Source organism: Pseudogemmobacter hezensis (assembly GCF_013155295.1).
GTDB classification, from domain to species: Bacteria; Pseudomonadota; Alphaproteobacteria; order Rhodobacterales; family Rhodobacteraceae; genus Pseudogemmobacter; species Pseudogemmobacter hezensis.
This window is the reverse complement of record NZ_JABJXT010000017.1, coordinates 28881-45716: the sequence shown is the minus strand read 5'-3', so window position 1 is coordinate 45716 and position 16836 is coordinate 28881. Positions and strand designations below refer to the sequence as shown.

The 16836-nt window shown below is 65.0% G+C and carries 17 protein-coding genes; 7 read left to right on the top strand and 10 right to left on the bottom strand.

From position 1 onward, the window contains the following. Positions 1–23 precede the first annotated feature (23 nt). From HOY34_RS16650 to HOY34_RS16640, 3 genes are read right to left on the bottom strand one after another with little or no spacing between them, the layout of a single operon-like run. Positions 24–1370, bottom strand: a complete 1347-nt coding sequence (locus tag HOY34_RS16650) for a sensor histidine kinase (protein ID WP_172364897.1) — start codon at positions 1368–1370, stop codon at positions 24–26. Next, the gene (locus HOY34_RS16645) at positions 1367–2029 is read right to left on the bottom strand and encodes a response regulator transcription factor (RefSeq protein ID WP_172364895.1); all 663 of its coding nucleotides are present in this window, start codon (positions 2027–2029) and stop codon (positions 1367–1369) included. Before HOY34_RS16645 ends, HOY34_RS16650 begins: the two co-directional genes overlap by 4 nt. Before the next feature lie 48 nt (positions 2030–2077). Next, on the bottom strand, positions 2078–2440 hold the full coding sequence (locus tag HOY34_RS16640; RefSeq protein ID WP_172364893.1) for a PepSY domain-containing protein: 363 nt from the start codon (positions 2438–2440) through the stop codon (positions 2078–2080). 135 nt (positions 2441–2575) lie between these two features. On the opposite strand from HOY34_RS16640, the gene HOY34_RS16635 reads away from it, so the two are divergent. Genes HOY34_RS16635 through HOY34_RS16625 form a run of 3 tightly spaced genes read left to right on the top strand, consistent with a single transcriptional unit; the run spans position 2576 to position 4484 of the window. Then, positions 2576–2827 (top strand): PepSY domain-containing protein, encoded by a 252-nt coding sequence (locus HOY34_RS16635; protein ID WP_216654812.1) that lies wholly within the window; start codon positions 2576–2578, stop codon positions 2825–2827. Positions 2828–2860: 33 nt separating this feature from the next. Further along, on the top strand, positions 2861–3433 hold the full coding sequence (locus HOY34_RS16630; protein ID WP_172364889.1) for a transferrin-binding protein-like solute binding protein: 573 nt from the start codon (positions 2861–2863) through the stop codon (positions 3431–3433). Beyond that, positions 3426–4484, top strand: a complete 1059-nt coding sequence (locus tag HOY34_RS16625; protein WP_172364887.1) for a hypothetical protein — start codon at positions 3426–3428, stop codon at positions 4482–4484. Before HOY34_RS16630 ends, HOY34_RS16625 begins: the two co-directional genes overlap by 8 nt. Before the next feature lie 41 nt (positions 4485–4525). On the opposite strand, the gene HOY34_RS16620 is transcribed toward HOY34_RS16625, so the two are convergent. The 6 genes from HOY34_RS16620 to HOY34_RS16595 all read right to left on the bottom strand — a co-directional run bounded on the left by HOY34_RS16620 (position 4526) and on the right by HOY34_RS16595 (position 12013). Then, positions 4526–5290 carry an SDR family NAD(P)-dependent oxidoreductase gene (locus tag HOY34_RS16620; protein WP_172364886.1) on the bottom strand — a complete coding sequence of 255 codons (765 nt, stop codon included), beginning with the start codon at positions 5288–5290 and terminating at the stop codon, positions 4526–4528. A gap of 82 nt (positions 5291–5372) precedes the next feature. Continuing rightward, positions 5373–6305 (bottom strand): 3,5-dioxohexanoate:acetyl-CoA acetone transferase, encoded by a 933-nt coding sequence (gene kce, locus HOY34_RS16615; protein WP_172364884.1) that lies wholly within the window; start codon positions 6303–6305, stop codon positions 5373–5375. Positions 6306–6315: 10 nt separating this feature from the next. After that, a complete protein-coding gene (locus tag HOY34_RS16610) occupies positions 6316–7260 on the bottom strand; it encodes a 3-hydroxyacyl-CoA dehydrogenase (protein WP_172364882.1) in 945 nt (314 codons plus the stop codon). Between the two features lie 11 nt (positions 7261–7271). Next, complete coding sequence (locus tag HOY34_RS16605) at positions 7272–9773, bottom strand: branched-chain amino acid ABC transporter ATP-binding protein/permease (protein WP_172364859.1); 2502 nt, start codon at positions 9771–9773, stop codon at positions 7272–7274. 7 nt (positions 9774–9780) lie between these two features. After that, positions 9781–10656, bottom strand: a complete 876-nt coding sequence (locus HOY34_RS16600; protein WP_172364857.1) for a branched-chain amino acid ABC transporter permease — start codon at positions 10654–10656, stop codon at positions 9781–9783. 115 nt (positions 10657–10771) lie between these two features. After that, positions 10772–12013, bottom strand: a complete 1242-nt coding sequence (locus tag HOY34_RS16595; protein ID WP_172364855.1) for an ABC transporter substrate-binding protein — start codon at positions 12011–12013, stop codon at positions 10772–10774. Positions 12014–12140: 127 nt separating this feature from the next. Here HOY34_RS16595 and HOY34_RS16590 point away from each other — a divergent pair, with 127 nt between their 5' ends. The 4 genes from HOY34_RS16590 (at position 12141) to HOY34_RS16575 (ending at position 15743) form a co-directional block, all read left to right on the top strand. Then, positions 12141–12830, top strand: coding sequence for a GntR family transcriptional regulator (locus HOY34_RS16590; protein ID WP_172364853.1), 690 nt, complete (start codon positions 12141–12143; stop codon positions 12828–12830). A gap of 10 nt (positions 12831–12840) precedes the next feature. Next, complete coding sequence (locus tag HOY34_RS16585) at positions 12841–13608, top strand: SDR family oxidoreductase (protein ID WP_172364851.1); 768 nt, start codon at positions 12841–12843, stop codon at positions 13606–13608. Between the two features lie 69 nt (positions 13609–13677). Beyond that, entirely contained in the window at positions 13678–14988 is a 1311-nt protein-coding gene (hisD, locus tag HOY34_RS16580) for a histidinol dehydrogenase (protein ID WP_172364849.1), read from the top strand. Further along, complete coding sequence (locus tag HOY34_RS16575) at positions 14985–15743, top strand: SDR family NAD(P)-dependent oxidoreductase (protein ID WP_172364847.1); 759 nt, start codon at positions 14985–14987, stop codon at positions 15741–15743. The genes hisD and HOY34_RS16575 overlap by 4 nt, the downstream gene beginning before the upstream one ends. 11 nt (positions 15744–15754) lie before the next feature. Here HOY34_RS16575 and HOY34_RS16570 read toward each other — a convergent pair whose 3' ends face one another. Next, the gene (locus tag HOY34_RS16570) at positions 15755–16756 is read right to left on the bottom strand and encodes an FUSC family protein (RefSeq protein WP_172364845.1); all 1002 of its coding nucleotides are present in this window, start codon (positions 16754–16756) and stop codon (positions 15755–15757) included. Between the last annotated feature and the right edge of the window lie 80 nt (positions 16757–16836).

The following is a 16836-nucleotide window of genomic DNA, read 5'->3' as shown; positions in this document are numbered from 1 at the left end:
TGCGCCGCAGTCAGGGGATGCCCTCAGCCGGTCTCGGCCAGCCGGAACCCCATTTCGACGCGCAGCCCATCGGGGGTGCTGTCAAACCGCAGACTGCCCTCATTGAGCGTGACAATCTCCTGGACCAGGGCAAGGCCCAGACCATCGCTGCCCGCCTCATCCCTGAGGCTGACCCCGCGTCTTGTGACCAGCGCAATCTGCGCATCGGGAATGCCCGGCCCGTCATCGGTGACCACCAGCAAAAGCATCGCCCCCGCTGGCTCTGACCGGATCGAGACGGTGCTTCGCGCATGGGCCAGCGCATTCTCGGCCAGAGCGCCAAGCGCTTCGGCCAGATCCTGGGCGTCGATGCGCAAGGGCCTCACGGCCACATCAACCGTGATTGCAACCTCTGCCCCCCTGGCGGTCCGGCGCAGCACATCGACCACGCCACGCGCCACGCGGGCGGGATCGCTGACGCCTTTACCGGCGATGCGGTCGCGGCCCAGCTCGTGATCGACGCGCTGGCGGATGGTGTGGGTGATCTGGGTAATCGCGCGGGCCGGGGCGCTTTGCCCGGCGGCCTCCAGCCGGCCGGCCTCGCCCATCAGCGCCTGCAGGGGAGTTTTCAGCGTATGGGCCAGATCTGCGGCGCGGTGGCGGGCGCGGGTGATACGGGCGTCGCGCTCGTCCAGCAGCGCGTCGATCTCGCGGGCCAGGGGCTCTACTTCCTGAGGCATGTCATAGCCCAGCCGCTGTTCTGTGCCCTGGCCCAGCCGCGTGACCTGCTGGCGGATGCGCCGGAACGGGCGCAGCCCGACCGCGATCTGGATCACCGAGGCCAGCAACAACAACGCCCCCAGCACCGCCAGAAACGGCACCAGATCGCGCTGGAACAGGCTCTGCGCCTCGATCTGGCTGCGCAGATCCAGCGCAACCGAGATCCGCACCGGAACAGCATCCGGCCCGACCAGGATCAGCCGGTCATGGATCATCAGCTGCTGCCCGTCAGGCCCAGGCCCGGTGGTGATCACCGCCTCGCCGGGCGCACCCTCGGGCGGCAGCGGCAGCACCGCATCCCACAGCGATTGCGCGCGATAGCTGCGCCCCCCGACCTCAAGCTGCCAGTAATAGCCCGAATAGGGCCGCAGATAGCGCGGATCGCCCCCGAGCCCGGGATCGGGCTCGGGCTCTGCCCCCGGATCAGCAACCAGCGGGCGCAGCCCCGCCATCAGCATGACCGAGCGTTCACCCAGATCAAGCCCAGCCAGGCGCTTGATCTGGCGGTCAAACATCGCCGAGAGCACCAGCCCGCCCACCACCAGCGCCAGCGTGATGGTCAGGACCGCCGCCAGCCCCAACCGCAGACGGATCGAGCGGCTGAACCTCATGCGGCGGCTTCCAGGAAATAGCCAAAGCCGCGCCGCGTGCCGATCACGCCCTGGCCGGTCTTGCGCCGCAGCCTTGCGATCAGCGCCTCAAGCGCGTTGACCTCGCGCGAGGCGTCATCGCCGTAAAGATGTTCCAGCAGCTCGCCGGGCGAGACCACCCGCCCCGCCTGCATCATCAGATAGGCCAGCAGCCGAAATTCCAGCGCCGTGACCGCCACCGCCCGCCCCGCCACCGCGGCCGTCTGGTGGTTGGTGTCCAGCGCCAGAAGCCCCATCTCCTGGACAGGGCCAGGCTTGCCGCCCGCACGACGCACCAGCGCCCGCGCCCGCGCCACCAGCTCTTCCATCCGAAACGGCTTTGGCAGGTAGTCATCGGCCCCCGAGTCGATCCCCTCGACCCGCTCATGCCAGCTGCCGCGCGCCGTCAGCACCAGCACCGGCATATCGCGCCCCTCGGCCCGCCAGCGTTTCAGCACGCTCAGCCCGTCAAGGCGCGGCAGCCCCAGATCCAGCACCACCAGATCATAATCCTCGGTGCCGCCGCGAAACCAGGCGGTTTCACCATCCCCGACATGCTCGGTCAGAAACCCGGCCCCGCCAAGCGCCGCCGCAAGATCACGCGCAATCGCGGGGTCATCCTCGACGATCAGACAGCGCATCTGCCGCCCCGCATGAAATCAAAGCCGCTGGCACCGGCACGGGCAGCATCAGTCATCATCATCGCCCTCTTCGATCTCGATCACCTGGCCGGTGGCTGCATCCAGCTCTACCTCAAAAAGGCGGCCATCGGGGCTGAGGATGTCAAACTCATAGACGAAACTGCCATCCTCCAGCTCCAGCTGGATTTCAATGATCTCACCGGGAAAGGCGGCGCGCAACTGCGCCAGGATGCGGTCCAGCGGCAGGATCTCGCCGCGCAGCATCGCGGCCCGCGCCACACCCGCATCCAGCCCGTCATCAAAGCCGATCTGCGGCAAAAAGCCGGGCGCCCGTGGCGTTTCGGCCAGGGCAGGCGTGCCCAGCGGCAGCCAGAGCAGCACAGAGAAAATGAGGGCGGGGCGGATCTGCATGGCCTTTCTTAGCTGCCCGTTCCTGACAATTCCCTGACAGAGCCTGTCAGCCAGGCGTCAGCGCGGTTGTGATCAAAGGGCCAGGCCACAGGGGTAAGCCCCCTGCTCGCTGACCCGATGAAAGGACATCTTACCATGTTTCGCCTGCCGCTTTTCGCCATCACCCTGACCCTTATCACCCCGATCAGTGCCAACGCGCAACAAAAGCCCATCCGCCCGCTGTCAGAGACCGTACTGGCCTTTGAGGCCCGCGGCTATGTCGTGCGCAGCGCCGAGGATGACGGGCGCACCCATGAAATCGAGGCGATCAACCCCCAGGGCCGCCGCATCGAAGCGCTGGTCGAGGCCGCCACCGGCGAAGTCCTCACCGAGCGCAATGACGACTGACCACAGACCCCCTGACCGAAAGGACCAACCCGGATGAGCTTCTATCTGCGTATCCCTGCCGCGCTTGCGGTGCTTTCTCTGATGACGGCCTGCTCTGGCGGCGGCGGCGATGACAGCCCGACGGTGGAATATGCCAGCGATGCGGCCAATGCCGCGCGGCTGGTTGCTGAGACCGCCAACCTCTCGCAGACCTCGGCCAGCTCGATGCCGGTCACGGGCCGTGCCGAATATGATGGCGTGGTCGGCATGGCCTTTGGCGGCGCGCCCGCCTCTATTGCCTCGGCGCAGATGCTGGGCGAGATGGATCTGACCGCGAATTTCGCCACCGGCCAGATCAGCGGCGAGTTTGACGACTTCAACACCGCCGCCGGACAAGAGCTGAATGGCGCATTGCGGGTGACCAATGGCCGGATCACCGGAAACGGCTTTGCCGCCGATATCAACGGCAATCTGACCGGGGCGGGCACCGCCCCCGGCGCGGTCACGGGCGCGATCAATGGCGATTTCCTCGGCACGAATGCTGCCGCTATTGAGGGCACCGGCTCTGCTACCAGCACCGCAGGCAATCTGGGCCTCGTCTTTGTCGGCACGCTGGATCGTGACTGAATTCGGAAAATGGGGGCGTCGCATCTGCGGCGCCCTTTGCGGCGGCCTGATGGGGCTGGCGGCAGGTCTGATGCCTCTGGCCGCTCAGGACCTGCGGCTGCCTTTGCAACAGGGCCAGCCCGACCTGGCGCTTTTCGCCCTCAGCCGCAGCGAGACGCAGATCTCGCAGCTGGGCCAGTTTCTGCTGGCCCGCCAGGGCTTTCGCCATCAGCCAGGCGGCCCTGCGCTGCAAACCCTCAGCCGCGGGCGGCTGCTGGTGCCAACCCTGCGCCATGATCCGAATATCAATGACGGCATCCCCGCCGACCGGATCACCCTGGGCGGGCTGGCCTTCATCGTCACACCGGAATCGCGGGCCAAAGAGGCGCTGCTGATCGGGGTGCAATATAGCGGCTGGCAAAGCTGGTCTTACGCGCCCGGTGCCAGGCTGCGCCTTTCGCAAAGCCTGAGCGCAGAGCTGGAACCCACCCATGGCTATCACCATGCGGGCGCGGGCCTGCGCCTTTGCGCAGAGCACCCCGTAGCCGCCTGGACCTGGACCGATGCCTGCCTTGCGGCCTCGGCGCAATATGACGGCCGCGATACCCAGGGCGCATTCACCGCCACCCTGGGCGCGCGTCACCTGTTTCAAAGCGGCGCGGGTTCGCACCAGATCGGGTTCAGCCTGGGCACAACTGCGACCGAGGGCTACCGCAAAGAGGTGGTGCAGCTTTCGCATCAGGTGCTGACCGATCACGCCGGAATGTGGAGCCTTGGCTATGCCTGGGGCGAAGAGATCCAGGGCGAGAATACCATGCGCCGCCGTCTCTCGCTTGACTGGACGGGCGAGGTCGCCGGACGGCTGGTCACGCTTTCACTCAGCGAGACCCACTTCGGCGGCGGGGCACTGTTTGGCATGGCCCGCGATGAGCGCCGCACCCGGGCCGGGGTAACGCTGCCCGTCGGTCCCCTTGATATCGGCAGCTGGATCGAGACCCGCGATGCAAGTATCGACGCCTGGCGCGGCACGGATATGGGGCTTTCGGTCAGCTTTCGGATGAACCTGCTATAGCGGGATCTGCAGCCCGGATCCGGACACTGACAGGCTGGCCGCTATTCGGCGGTCCAGCCCCCATCAAGCACGATCGAATTGCCGGTCATCAGCGACGAGGCCTCTGACGCCAGGTAAAGCGCCGCCCCGGTGATGTCCTCCACCTGACCCAGCCGCCCCAGCTTGATCATCCGCATCACATGCTGGCCAAATTCCGGCTTTTCGAAATAGGGTTTGGTCAGCGGCGTGTCGATGAAGGTCGGGCAGATCGTATTGACCCGGATCTGATGCGGGGCCAGCTCGATGGCGGTGGCTTTGGTCATGCCCTCGATCCCCCATTTCGTCGCGCAATAGACCGAGCGGTCCGCCGCGCCGATATGGCCCAGCATCGAGGACATATTGATCACCGAGCCGCCCTGCCCCAGCTCGATCATGCGCCGCGCCACGGCGGCCTGGGCAAAGAAAGCCGCCTTCAGGTTCAGCCCGACGATCAGGTCGAAATCCTCTTCGGTCACCTCAAGCTGCGGTTTCGGGCGGTTGGTGCCAGCGTTGTTGACGAAGATATCCAGCGCAGGCAGCGTGGATACCAGGGCCTCAAATCCCTGGCGGTCGGTGACATCCGCCGGGCGGGCCTCGGCGCTGTGGCCCGCCGCCGTCAGCCTGTCTGCGACCGCCGCAATCTCGGCCCCGGTGCGGGCGCAAAGCACGACATGCGCGCCCGCCTGGGCGAAAACCTCGGCAATCGCCTGGCCGATCCCGCGCCCGGCGCCGGTAATCAGGGCCGTGCGTCCGGCAAGCGAGAAACTGGGAAGCGGGCTGAGAGACATGATCAATCCTTGCAAAAGCGGGGCAGGTGAGAAAAGCGCCCCGCACCCTGGCAGGGCGCGGGGCGGAAAGAGAGAGGGGGCGTCAGAATGCGACGCGGTCTGCCCCTTTCAGCGCGAGGATCTCGCGGGCCTCATCCGGGGTTGCGACCTCAAGGCCCAGACCCTCGATGATCTGGCGGGCGGCGCGAACCTGCTGGGCATTGCTTTCGGCAAGGCGGCCCTTCCCGGCCCAGAGGTTGTCTTCCAGGCCCACGCGCACATGGCCGCCCATCGCCGCCGCCATCGCCGCGATATTCAGCTGATTGCGCCCCGCGCCCAGCACCGACCAGCGGTAATTGTCGCCAAACAGCCGGTCTGCGGTGCGCTTCATATGCAGGACATCGTCAGGATGCGCCCCGATCCCGCCCATCAGGCCAAAGACGGTCTGGATGAACAGCGGCCCCGTTACCAGCCCGCGATCATAGAAGTGCCTGAGGTTGTAAAGATGCGAGGTGTCATAGCATTCGAACTCGAACCGGGTGCCGCCTGCGCCCAGCGTCGTCATCACATGTTCCACATCGCCAAAGGTATTGCGGAAGATGATGTCTTTATTGCCCAGATAATCGCGTTCCCATTGATGTTTCAGCGCGGCGTCATAGCGGTTCAGCATCGGGAAAAGGCCGAAATTCATCGTGCCCATGTTCAGCGAGGCCAGCTCTGGCCTGTAATGCTGCGCGGGCTGGATGCGCTCGGCGATTGACATGGTGGGGGCGCCGCCGGTGGTGATGTTCAGAACCGCTGCGCTTTGCTGTTTGATCACGCCCAGGATCGGCGCGAATGCGGCCACCGACTGATCGGGGCGGCCATCGGATTCATCACGTGCATGCAGGTGGATGACCGCCGCGCCCGCCTCGGCAGCCCCAAGGGCGGCATCGACGATCTCAGCCGCCGAGACCGGCAGATACTGCGACATCGAGGGGGTATGGATCGCGCCCGTCACGGCGCAGGTGATAACGACTTTTCCCTGAAGGCTCATTGTCCTGTCCTTAATTGACCGATGGGGTGGCGCGCTGCGCCAGGTGTTGTGCCAGGGCGGCAAGCTCGCTGTCGCGCCAGTTCTGACGCGCCCGCACGGTTTCGGGGGTTGAGGTTTCGCTGAAGGCAGCCGCGACTTTGGCGGCGGCCTCGGGCGTGAAGGCCTCTTCGCGGCCAGAGGTGCGGGCCAGCGCGGCCATCATCGGCCCATAGCGGTTCAGATAATCCGCAGCCCCCCCCGGCGCGTTCAGGCTGATCGTCTCCATCGGGCCCATGAAGGCCCAGCGACGGCCCAGCCCGTGGCGGATGGTGTCATCAAGGCCCTGCACATCGACATAGCCCTCAGAGATCAGCCGCAGGCTTTCGGCCAGCACCACCGCCTGCAGACGGTTCAGGATAAAGCCGTCAATCTCTTTCGCCATCATCACCGGGACCTGGCCCGCCTGGGCATAGATCTCACGCGCCCGCGCCGTCACGGCCGGATCGGTAAAGGGCGCGGGCGAGATTTCAACCACCGGCACCAGATGCGGCGGGTTGACCGGATGGCCAACCAGACAGCGGGCCTGACCGGGCAGACCGCTGGCAAAGACCGAGGCCAGCAGCGCCGATGAGGACGAGGCCAGCACCGCCCCCGGATCCGCCAGAAGGTCAAGCTCGGCGAAAAGCGCGCGCTTGATTTCCAGCACTTCGGGGCCGCTTTCCTGCACAAGGCCCGCGCCCTGCAGCGCCAGCGCCAGATCGGGCACCGCGTGGATGCGGGCCCTGGTCGCCTCGGGGTCGGGGCCGGCCTGGCCGAAGGCCGCGGTCTGGGCGATCATGGCCGCCACATCCTCATCCAGCCGGGCCAGAACCGCCGGATCCTTGTCCCAGACCCTGACGCTGAACCCGGCGCGGGCAAAGACAAAGGCCCAGCCACGCCCGATCAGCCCGGCGCCGACAATTGCGATTTCTGTCATCGCGTTCTTCCTTACATCCAGAGCATTTCGCGCCGCAGATCCAGATCCTGCGCGATTTTCGCCGATTCCACCTGATGCAGCACCCGGCCCCGTTCCAGCACCACCGTCCGGTCAGACAGCGCCAGCGCCAGGTCTAGGTTGTGGTCAACAATCACAATCGCCAGGCGGTCGCGCAGACGGTCAAAGGTGCGGAAAAGCTGCTCGACCACCGCAGGGGCCAGGCCCTCGAATGGCTCATCCAGCAAAAGCACCCGGATATCGCCCGACAGCGCCCGCGCCACGGCGGCCATCTGCTGCTCGCCGCCCGACATGCGATCGGCGGGGGTATCCAGACGCTCGCCAAGGCGGGGGAAATATTCGAGGATTTCCTCAAGCGACCAATGGCTGCCCTCGCCGGTCTGGCGGCGGATGCGGCCCAGTTCCAGGTTTTCGCGCACGGTCATGCCCGCGAAAAGCCCGCGCCCCTGGGGCACATAGCCGATCCCCTTGCGCGAAATCTGCGCACTGGAAAGGCCGACCAGCTCTGTCCCCATCAGTTTGACAGAGCCGGACGAGGGCGTAACGATCCCCGTCACCCCCTTCAGCACCGAGGATTTCCCCGCCCCATTGCGCCCCAAGAGCGCAAGGATCTCGCCCTTGTGCAGATCAAAGGTCACATCATTGAGGATATGGCTTTTGCCATAATGCAGATTGACCCGGTCGAGGCTGAGGATCTTTTCGTCCGAGAACTGCCCCTGCCGCGCCGAGGCCGCAACCTCAGAGGTGCCCGAGCCGATATAGATCTCACGCACCTTTTCCGAATTGCGGGCATCATCGACAGTGCCATCAACCAGCACCTGGCCATCGGCCATGACGGTAACATGATCGGCCAGATCAAAGACCCGGTCGATATCATGTTCGACCAGCAAAACCGGGATCGCGGTCGAAACATCCTTGATCAAAAGGCCGACCCGCTCGCGTTCGGCGACCGACAGACCGGCCAGCGGCTCATCCGCCAGCAGGACTTTCGGCTCTGTCGCCAGCGCAAGGCCCAGATCCAGCAGCCGCTGCCCGCCATAGGACAGCGAGCTGGCCTTTGCCTCTTCCATGCCGGAAAGGCCAACCCAGTTCAGCATCTCGCCGACCTTTTCCTGCACCTCGGAAACGCTTTCGGTGCTGCGGAAGGCGGCGCTGCGGCTGTCATGCTGGGCCTGAACGGCCAGGCGGACATTCTCGCGCACGCTGAGGTCGGGGAAAAGGCTGGTGATCTGGAACGAGCGCCCCAGCCCAAGCCCGGCGATCCGGTCCGGCGTCTGGCCCGAAATCTCCTGGCCCAGGAAGGTCACGCGCCCCTCACTGGTCGGGATGATGCCCGACAAGAGGTTGAAGGCGGTGGTTTTCCCCGCGCCATTCGGCCCGATCAGCGCGTGAAGCGTCTTGTCCTTCACCCGGATCGAGACACCGCTGACCGCCTTCAGCGCCCCGAAATTGCGCGAGATGCCATCGGCCACCAGCACATCGCCGCCGCCCGCATCGCGGTTGGCAATCGCCGCCGGCAGCGGATGCTTTTCGGCCTTGCGGTCCTGCATCGCCGCCCCGGTGGTTTTGCCCGGGAACAGCTTTTGCGCGATCTGATTGCCGATGCCGATCATGCCCTGACGGGCGAAAAGCACGAAGCCAAGGAAGATCAGCCCGAACCAGAACAGCCAGTTCTCGGTATACATCGAGAGATATTCGCGGAAGAGGATATAGAACAGCGCGCCAAGGGCCGGGCCCAGATAGCCGCGCATCCCCCCGATCACCACCATGGCCAAAAGCTCGCCCGAGAAGATCAGCGACATCGGCTCGGCCGAGGTCAGGCGGTTCTTGTAAAGCAGCAGCGCCCCCGCCAGCGATGTGACCGAGGCCGAAAGCACAAAGGCCAGCAGCTTGTAGCGCTGGACGTGATAGCCAAGCGCCTGGGCGCGGCCCTCATTCTCGCGGATAGCGGCCAGCACGCTGCCCGCAGGCGATTTCAGCACCCGCAGCACCAGCGCCACCACCAGGAAAACAATCACCGAAACGGCGATGTAAAAGTTCATGTTGTTGTCAAGCAGCGCAGGGCGCTCGATGCCGCCCAGGCCGTTTTCGCCGCCGGTGACCTCGGTCCAGCGGAAGGCAAGCTGGAAGCCCATCGCCGACAGCGCCAGCGTCATCAGCGAGAAATAGACGCCGCGCCTGCGCAGCACCAGAAAGCCGATCCCGGTGGCGACAATCGCGGTGAAAACCACGCCTGCCACAACCGCAACCGTCATCGAGCCATTGCCAAGGCGCAGCGCCGTCAGCCCGGCCACATAGGCCCCCAGGCCAAACCAGGCGCCATGGCCGAAGGAAACAAGGCCGGTATAGCCTGCAAGGATATTCAGCCCGATTGCCGCCAGCGCGAAGATCACGACTTCGGCGGCACTGCTTGCCCCGAGCCCCAGAAAGGACAGCACGACCGGCAGAAGGACCAGGGCGGCTGCCGCCGCCGCGAGTGTTTTGACGTTCTGCATTTGAGACCTATTCGAAACGGGTGATGCGTTCGCCAAACAGGCCACGCGGGCGCAGCAGCAGGATCACGAACATCAGAAGATAGATGGCAAGCATCGAGAATTGTGACAGGCCGAGGCCGATCATGATGCCCTTCACAAGCCCGACCAGCAGCGCCGCAACCACAACGCCCCAGAAAGAGCCAAGGCCGCCGATCACCACGACCACAAAGGCGGCGGTGCCGACCTCAACCCCCATCAGGGGATGCACGGGCTGGATCGGCGCCATCAGCACCCCGGCAAGGGCCGCAATGCCAATGGCCAGCGCAACCACGGTGGACAGATAGGGCCTGAGCGAGATCCCCAGCGTACCAAGGATATCAGGGTTCTGGATGCCCGCTCGCACGATCCGGCCAAAGGGGGTGCGGTTCAGCAGATACCAGACCGCACCGACAGTCAGAACCGCGACCACGATCAGGAAGACCCGATAGCGCGAATAGACGAAATCGCCCAGGAAAACCTGGCCGCGCAGCGCGTCGGGCATCGCAAAGGCCCGTGGTGTCGCGCCGAAATACCAGCGCAGGCTTTGCTCGATGATCATGGCCAGCGCGAAGGTCAGCAGCAGCGAATAAAGCGGATCGACCCGGTAGAAACGGGTAAAGAGGAACCGCTCGACGATCACCGCCACCAGGGCCGCAATCAGCGGCGCGATGATCAATGCGCCGAAAAACCCGGTATGAGGCGCGATCACAAAGGCCAGATAGGCCCCCAGGGTGAAAAACGCCCCATGCGCCAGGTTGACGATACCGCCGAGCGAAAAGATCAGCGACAGGCCAAGCGCGATCAGCATGTAATAGAACCCGTCAAGCAGGCCGTTCAGAAGTTGAGACAGAAAGACGAATTCCATCAGAGTGTCCTGTCCGTGCGAATTGGGCCGGAGCACAGGGCATCTGTGCTCCGGGGTTGGCAGCTGGGACGGGGTCAGCCCCGCCTGCGGTTTTGGTCAGAAGTGGCGGGCGTGCTCAGAGCACGCAGGCGCCGCCGACCGCATCCTCGATCAGGATATCAAGCGGCTGATCGGGGCCGGGCAGCGGGCCGGATGTGGTGAAGATATCCCACTCGTTCTGCACCTCGGATTCGGGCAGGGCGGTGACGGCATAGGCCTCTTGCAGCAGCTGGTTGTTGACCGGACTGAAGCGGCCCTTGCGCTCTTTCAGGATCTCGAACTCGGTGGCCGGGTCGGTCATATAGTCGCGCAAAGCCGTGGTATCGGTGCCGCCGACCGCCGCGATGGCATCGGCCATGATCTTCAGCCCGACATAGTCAAGATAGGCCTGGTTGTCCGAGGGCTTGCCATATTTCTCAAGGAAAGCCTTCGCATAGGCCTGCGAGGCATCGGTCTGCACCTGATGGGTCCAGACGCAGGGCCAGGTGCCGCGGAAGTCGCGCGCGCCGATCGCCCAGGCGATGACGGTGTTATAGTCAAAGCCGCCCAGCGGGATCTCCATGCCGAACTCGGCATATTGCTTGAAGAAGCTGGCGGTCTGGGTGCCTGCAAGGTTCGAGATGACCAGATCGGGCTGCGCCGCCCGGATCGCCAGCAGATAAGACGAGAAATCGGTCGCATCGGTCGGGATCAGCTGATCGCCGACGGCGGTGCCGCCGTGGCGGTCCAGGAAGGCCAGCGCCCCGTGGCGCAGGTCATGACCAAAGGCGTAATCGGCCGAAAGGATGAACCATTTCTTGCCTTTGACCATGTCATTTTGCAGGAAATAGGCGCCTTCGGTGTTCACGATGATCGCGTTCTGCGCCTCGACATGGAACATATTGCGCTTGCAGTCAGAGCCGCGCAGCGTGTCGGAATTCGCGCCGGTATTGATGAAAAGCTTGTCGGCCCGCGTCGCAACCTGGGCAATCGACAGCGCCGAGGCGGAAGAAATCTCGCCCATCAAAAGCGCAACATCGCTGCGCTCGGCCAGGCGTTCGGCCTTGGTGGTGGCGGTTTGCGGGTTGACGGAATCCTCTTTGATCACCTGCAGCGGGCGGCCGTTTATGCCCCCTGCGGCATTGATATGCTCGACCGCGAGATCAACGCCCATGATCGCATATTCGCCCATCGGCCCCAAAAAGCCCGTCCGCGGCGTCAGATGCGCAATCACCACCGGATCGCTTGAGGCACGCACCAAAGACGGGGCCGCAAGGCCCGCCAGTCCGAATGCTGTGCCTGACTGCAGAAAACGGCGTCTGCCGATGTTCTTAAGCATATGATCTCCTCCCCGAGATACCGCTTGTGATTTTGGTCAATGTTGGGATTGACTTCGGATCACTGTCAGTGTGATCTCAGATCATACTGCAAAGTTTGCCCGACCTGTCAACGCTGGAATCGTATGAATGAGTGACTTGCATCTGCAACCTTTACCGGGCCAGGGCCCATCACTGACGGAACAGGTCTATAGCGCGGTGGCGCGAATGCTGCTGGACAGCACACTGAAACCCGACAGCCGAACCTCAATTCGTGAGCTGGCAGAAGAGCTTGGCGTCTCGACCATGCCCGTGCGTGAGGCGGTCGGCCGCCTGGTGGCGCAGGGGGCGCTGGCGATCCGCAAAAATCGCGCCGTCGAAGTGCCGCGCATGACCCCCGAAGACTTCCGCGAGCTGACCCGCACCCGCCTTTTGCTGGAATGCGAGGCCGCCCGCCTGGCCGTGGCCCGTATCACCGATCAAGAGGTCGAGCAGATCCGCGCCTTCCATTTCCGCTTTCGTGACGAGATGGAACAGGGCAATCGCGGCCCGGCGCTGATGCTGAACCGCCAGCTGCATTTCGCGCTTTATGACGCCGCCAAGGCCGCCACCATGTCGCAGATGATCGCCATGGCCTGGCTCAGGGCCGGGCCGCTGATTTCGCTGGATATAGAGCCCTCGGCCGGGGGCGGGCGCATCGCCCATTCGGTCACCGCACATGAACAGCTGGTCGCGGCGCTGGATCTGCGTGATGGCGAAGCCGCAGCGACGGCGATCCGCAGCGATATCTCGGGGGCGGCAAAGACCATCCTCGAGCAACGGAAATATTTCCGGGAATAGGGAGAGAGACATGGATCTGGGCCTCAGCGGAGCCAGGGTTCTGGTGACGGCAGGCGCGGCTGGCATAGGGCGCGCGATTGTCGATGGATTTCTTGCGCAAGGGGCCAGGGTCGCCACCTGCGACATCAGCGAAGAGGCGCTGGCCACCCTGCCGCCAGGGGTGCTGGCGCGGCGCGTCGATGTGGCTGATGCCACGGCGCTGGCCGCCTTTACCGATGAGGCCATCGACGGGCTGGGCGGGCTTGACTGTCTTGTGAACAATGCGGGCATTGCCGGGCCAACCGCCCCGGTCGAGCATGTCGATATCGCCGCCTGGCGTCAGACGCTGGATGTGGTGCTGACCAGCCAGTTCGTCACGGTCGGGCGGGCGGTTCCGGCGCTCAGGGCCAGCAAAAACCCCTCGATTGCCAATCTTTCCTCGCTGGCGGGGCGGATGGGCTTTGCCATGCGCACCCCCTATGCGGCGGCGAAATGGGGGGTGATCGGGCTGACCAAATCGCTGTCGATAGAACTTGGCCCCGATGGGATCCGGGTCAATGCGATCCTGCCCGGCCTTGTCGCGGGCGACCGCCAGCGCCGCGTTCTTGAGGCCCGCGCCCAGCGTCAGGGCATCAGCTTTGACGAGGCCGAGGCCGAGGCCTTCCGCTATACATCGCTGCGCGAATATGTGCCGCCAGAGGCGATTGCCTCGCAGATCCTTTATCTCGCCTCGCATCAGGGCCGCCATGTCTCGGGGCAAAGCCTGTCGGTCTGCGGCGACACCAGGATGCTGGGCTAACCCCATTTGCGACAAAAGACCGGGCAGCCGCGCGCGGCTGTCCCCAGTTCCGTTACGGAGGATTTCGGAATGGCCATTCACTATCTGAAAACCGGCAAGCCCGACACCGAGCGCTCGCAAGAGGATGCGAAGGTGCGGGCCACCGTCGAATCGATCCTGGGCGATATCGGGGCCAGGGGCGATGCGGCGGTGCGCGAGCTGTCAGAGAAATTCGACAGCTTCTCGCCCGCCTCTTTCCGCCTGTCCGCCGATGAGATCCAGGCGCTGATCGCCCGCGTGCCCGCACGCGACCTGGAGGATATCCGCTTCGCCCAGGATCAGGTGCGCAACTTCGCCCAGGCGCAGCGCGATTCCATGACCGATATCGAGGTCGAGACCCTGCCCGGCGTCTTTCTGGGCCATAAGAATATCCCGCTGCGCTCGGTCGGCTGCTATGTGCCCGGCGGCAAGTTTCCGATGGTGGCCTCGGCGCATATGTCGGTACTGACGGCGGCGGTGGCGGGTGTTGGCCGCATCATCGCCGCGACGCCGCCGTTCCGGGGGGCGCCCAATCCGGCGGTGATTGCTGCGATGCATATGGCCGGGGCGCATGAGATCTACGTCATGGGCGGCATCCAGGCGATTGGCGCGATGGCGCTTGGGACAGAGACGATTGCGCCCGTCGATATGCTGGTCGGCCCCGGCAATGCCTTTGTCGCCGAGGCCAAGCGTCAGCTTTATGGCCGGGTCGGCATCGACCTTTTCGCCGGCCCGACCGAGACGATGGTCATCGCCGATGACACCGTCGACGCCGAGCTTTGCGCCACCGATCTGCTGGGCCAGGCCGAACACGGCTATAACTCGCCCGCGGTTTTGCTGACCACCAGCCGCGCCCTGGCCGAAGCCACCCTGGCTGAGATTGCCCGCCTGCTGCAGATCCTGCCCACCGCCGAGACCGCCCGCAAAAGCTGGGAGGATTACGGCGAGGTGATCCTTTGCGACAGCCATGACGAGATGCTGGCCGTCGCCAATGACATCGCAAGCGAGCATGTCCAGGTCATGACCGACCGCGATGACTGGTATCTGGAAAACATGCACAGCTATGGGGCGCTGTTTCTGGGGCCGCGCACCAATGTGGCGAATGGCGACAAGGTGATCGGCACCAACCACACGCTGCCGACCAAAAAGGCCGGGCGTTATACCGGCGGGCTTTGGGTGGGCAAGTTCCTGAAAACGCATTCTTATCAGCGGATCACCACCGATGAGGCGGCAGCCCGGATCGGCGCCTATGGCTCGCGGCTTTGCATGCTGGAAGGCTTTGTCGGCCATGCCGAGCAATGCAATATCCGGGTGCGCCGCTATGGCAAACGCAACATCCCCTATGGCGAGGCCGCCGAATGACCGGAACCGAAATCTTCTCGCTTGCGGGCAAGCGGGCGCTGGTGACCGGGGCAGGCCGGGGGCTTGGCCTGGCGATTGCCCTGGGCATGGCAAAGGCGGGCGCGGCCCTGACCCTTTGCGCCCGCAGCGAAACCGAGCTTGAGGCCGCCGCCGGGGCGATCCGGGCAGCGGGCGGCCAGGCGGATACCCTTGCCTGCGATATCACCGATACCCAGGCTTTTGAGGCGGCGATCACCGCCCGCCCGGCCTATGACATCTTCGTCAACAATGCCGGAACCAACCGCCCCAAACCCCTCAGCGCGGTCAGCGAAGAGGATTATGACGCGGTGATGGGGCTGAACCTGCGGGCCGCGATCTTTGCCGCCCGCGCGGTAACGATGCGGATGGCGGCGGCGGGGGTTGCGGGCTCGGTGATCAATGTCTCATCGCAGATGGGGCATGTGGGGGCTGCGAACCGCACGCTGTACTGCGCCTCGAAATGGGCGCTGGAGGGGTTCACGAAGGCGCTGGCGGTAGAGCTGGGGCCGCAGCGGATCCGCGTCAACACGATCTGCCCGACCTTTATCGAGACGCCCCTGACCCGCCCGTTCTTTGAGGATGAAACCTTCCGCGAGCAGGTTCTGGCAAAGATCAAACTGGGGCGGATCGGTCAGCCCGATGATGTGGTGGGCGCCGCGATCTTTCTGGCCTCGGAGGCCTCTTCGCTGATGACGGGCAGCGCGCTGATGCTGGATGGCGGCTGGACCGCCGACTAGCAGCGCCGCGCTCAGGCCTGGGCCCGCGCCGTCAGAATGGCGCCAAGCGCGCGCATTTGCACAGATACGGCGGCCCAGGCGATACCGCTGCCTGCGGTGGCGGTCATCTCGGGCGCGGCAGGGGCAGAGCCGATCATCCGCGCCCGGCAGCTGGCGGCAAGGCTGCGCAGATCGGCATCCAGCCCGGCGGGGGGCGGGTCGCCCTCGCGTATCGCAACCAGCAGCGCATCGCCCAGCAAAAGCGCCGAGGCCCCCAGCCGGATCGCATCATGTTCGACCCGCTCGGCCTCGCGCCGGACCCGGTTGGCGGCGATACGGCCGCGCAACGACCAGCGCGCTTCATAGCGGGCGCTGTCGATGCCGTTTTGCAAGGCGCCAATGGTTTCCTGCACGCGCGACAGATGGCTTTGCGCAATTTCAGCGCGACGCGGGCTGGCCTCTTCGACGGCCTGGGCCGCCAGATCCAGCCCCGCGGCGATCCGGGTCAACAGCTCGCCCATGGCGCGGTCGATCAGGCGCAGAGGGTCGGGCGTCAGCAGGATCTGGCTGAAGAACAGCCCGACGCCCGCGCCGATGATCACATCCTGCATCCGGTGCCAGCCGGCGCTTTCGGCCCCCATGGCCAGCACCAGCACCGCCGAGACCCCGGCCTGAATCGGCACCACCGCAGGCAGGCCGAAAGAGGCCCCGACCATCATCGACAGCAAAATCGCGATGATCATGCGCAACAGCGCCATGCCAGGGCCGCCGGTCCCGATCAGCGGGAATTGCAGCGCCGCCTCGCCGACAAGAATGCCGATTGTGACGCCAAGGATGATCCCCATCGCCTGCCGCCCGTGATTGGGCAGACCCGGCGCAAGACAGACAATCGACGTCACCATCGCAAAGACCGGATGCGTATGGCCGAACAGCCAGCTGGCCAGGGCCCAGGCAATCGCCCCGGCGGTTGCAGCGGCAAGCGCGTCGCGCCCCGCCGCCATCATGCGCTGAAGCTGCAGAGGCAGTCGATCCATCGGCTATGCCTTTTCCTGTGACGGCAGAAAACGAAACGGCGCGCAGGTTGCCCTGCGCGCCAGTCATCATATCAGAGGGA

What these genes read in the sequence shown, in the direction of transcription:
- HOY34_RS16600 (WP_172364857.1), bottom strand. Translation starts at nt 10,656, where the DNA reads ATGGAATTCGTCTTTCTGTCTCAACTTCTGAACGGCCTGCTTGACGGG.
- HOY34_RS16605 (WP_172364859.1), bottom strand. Translation starts at nt 9,773, where the DNA reads ATGCAGAACGTCAAAACACTCGCGGCGGCGGCAGCCGCCCTGGTCCTT.
- kce (WP_172364884.1), bottom strand. Translation starts at nt 6,305, where the DNA reads ATGAGCCTTCAGGGAAAAGTCGTTATCACCTGCGCCGTGACGGGCGCG.
- HOY34_RS16635 (WP_216654812.1), top strand. Translation starts at nt 2,576, where the DNA reads ATGTTTCGCCTGCCGCTTTTCGCCATCACCCTGACCCTTATCACCCCG.
- HOY34_RS16610 (WP_172364882.1), bottom strand. Translation starts at nt 7,260, where the DNA reads ATGACAGAAATCGCAATTGTCGGCGCCGGGCTGATCGGGCGTGGCTGG.
- hisD (WP_172364849.1), top strand. Translation starts at nt 13,678, where the DNA reads ATGGCCATTCACTATCTGAAAACCGGCAAGCCCGACACCGAGCGCTCG.
- HOY34_RS16640 (WP_172364893.1), bottom strand. Translation starts at nt 2,440, where the DNA reads ATGCAGATCCGCCCCGCCCTCATTTTCTCTGTGCTGCTCTGGCTGCCG.
- HOY34_RS16575 (WP_172364847.1), top strand. Translation starts at nt 14,985, where the DNA reads ATGACCGGAACCGAAATCTTCTCGCTTGCGGGCAAGCGGGCGCTGGTG.
- HOY34_RS16585 (WP_172364851.1), top strand. Translation starts at nt 12,841, where the DNA reads ATGGATCTGGGCCTCAGCGGAGCCAGGGTTCTGGTGACGGCAGGCGCG.
- HOY34_RS16570 (WP_172364845.1), bottom strand. Translation starts at nt 16,756, where the DNA reads ATGGATCGACTGCCTCTGCAGCTTCAGCGCATGATGGCGGCGGGGCGC.
- HOY34_RS16630 (WP_172364889.1), top strand. Translation starts at nt 2,861, where the DNA reads ATGAGCTTCTATCTGCGTATCCCTGCCGCGCTTGCGGTGCTTTCTCTG.
- HOY34_RS16620 (WP_172364886.1), bottom strand. Translation starts at nt 5,290, where the DNA reads ATGTCTCTCAGCCCGCTTCCCAGTTTCTCGCTTGCCGGACGCACGGCC.
- HOY34_RS16650 (WP_172364897.1), bottom strand. Translation starts at nt 1,370, where the DNA reads ATGAGGTTCAGCCGCTCGATCCGTCTGCGGTTGGGGCTGGCGGCGGTC.
- HOY34_RS16595 (WP_172364855.1), bottom strand. Translation starts at nt 12,013, where the DNA reads ATGCTTAAGAACATCGGCAGACGCCGTTTTCTGCAGTCAGGCACAGCA.
- HOY34_RS16645 (WP_172364895.1), bottom strand. Translation starts at nt 2,029, where the DNA reads ATGCGCTGTCTGATCGTCGAGGATGACCCCGCGATTGCGCGTGATCTT.
- HOY34_RS16590 (WP_172364853.1), top strand. Translation starts at nt 12,141, where the DNA reads ATGAGTGACTTGCATCTGCAACCTTTACCGGGCCAGGGCCCATCACTG.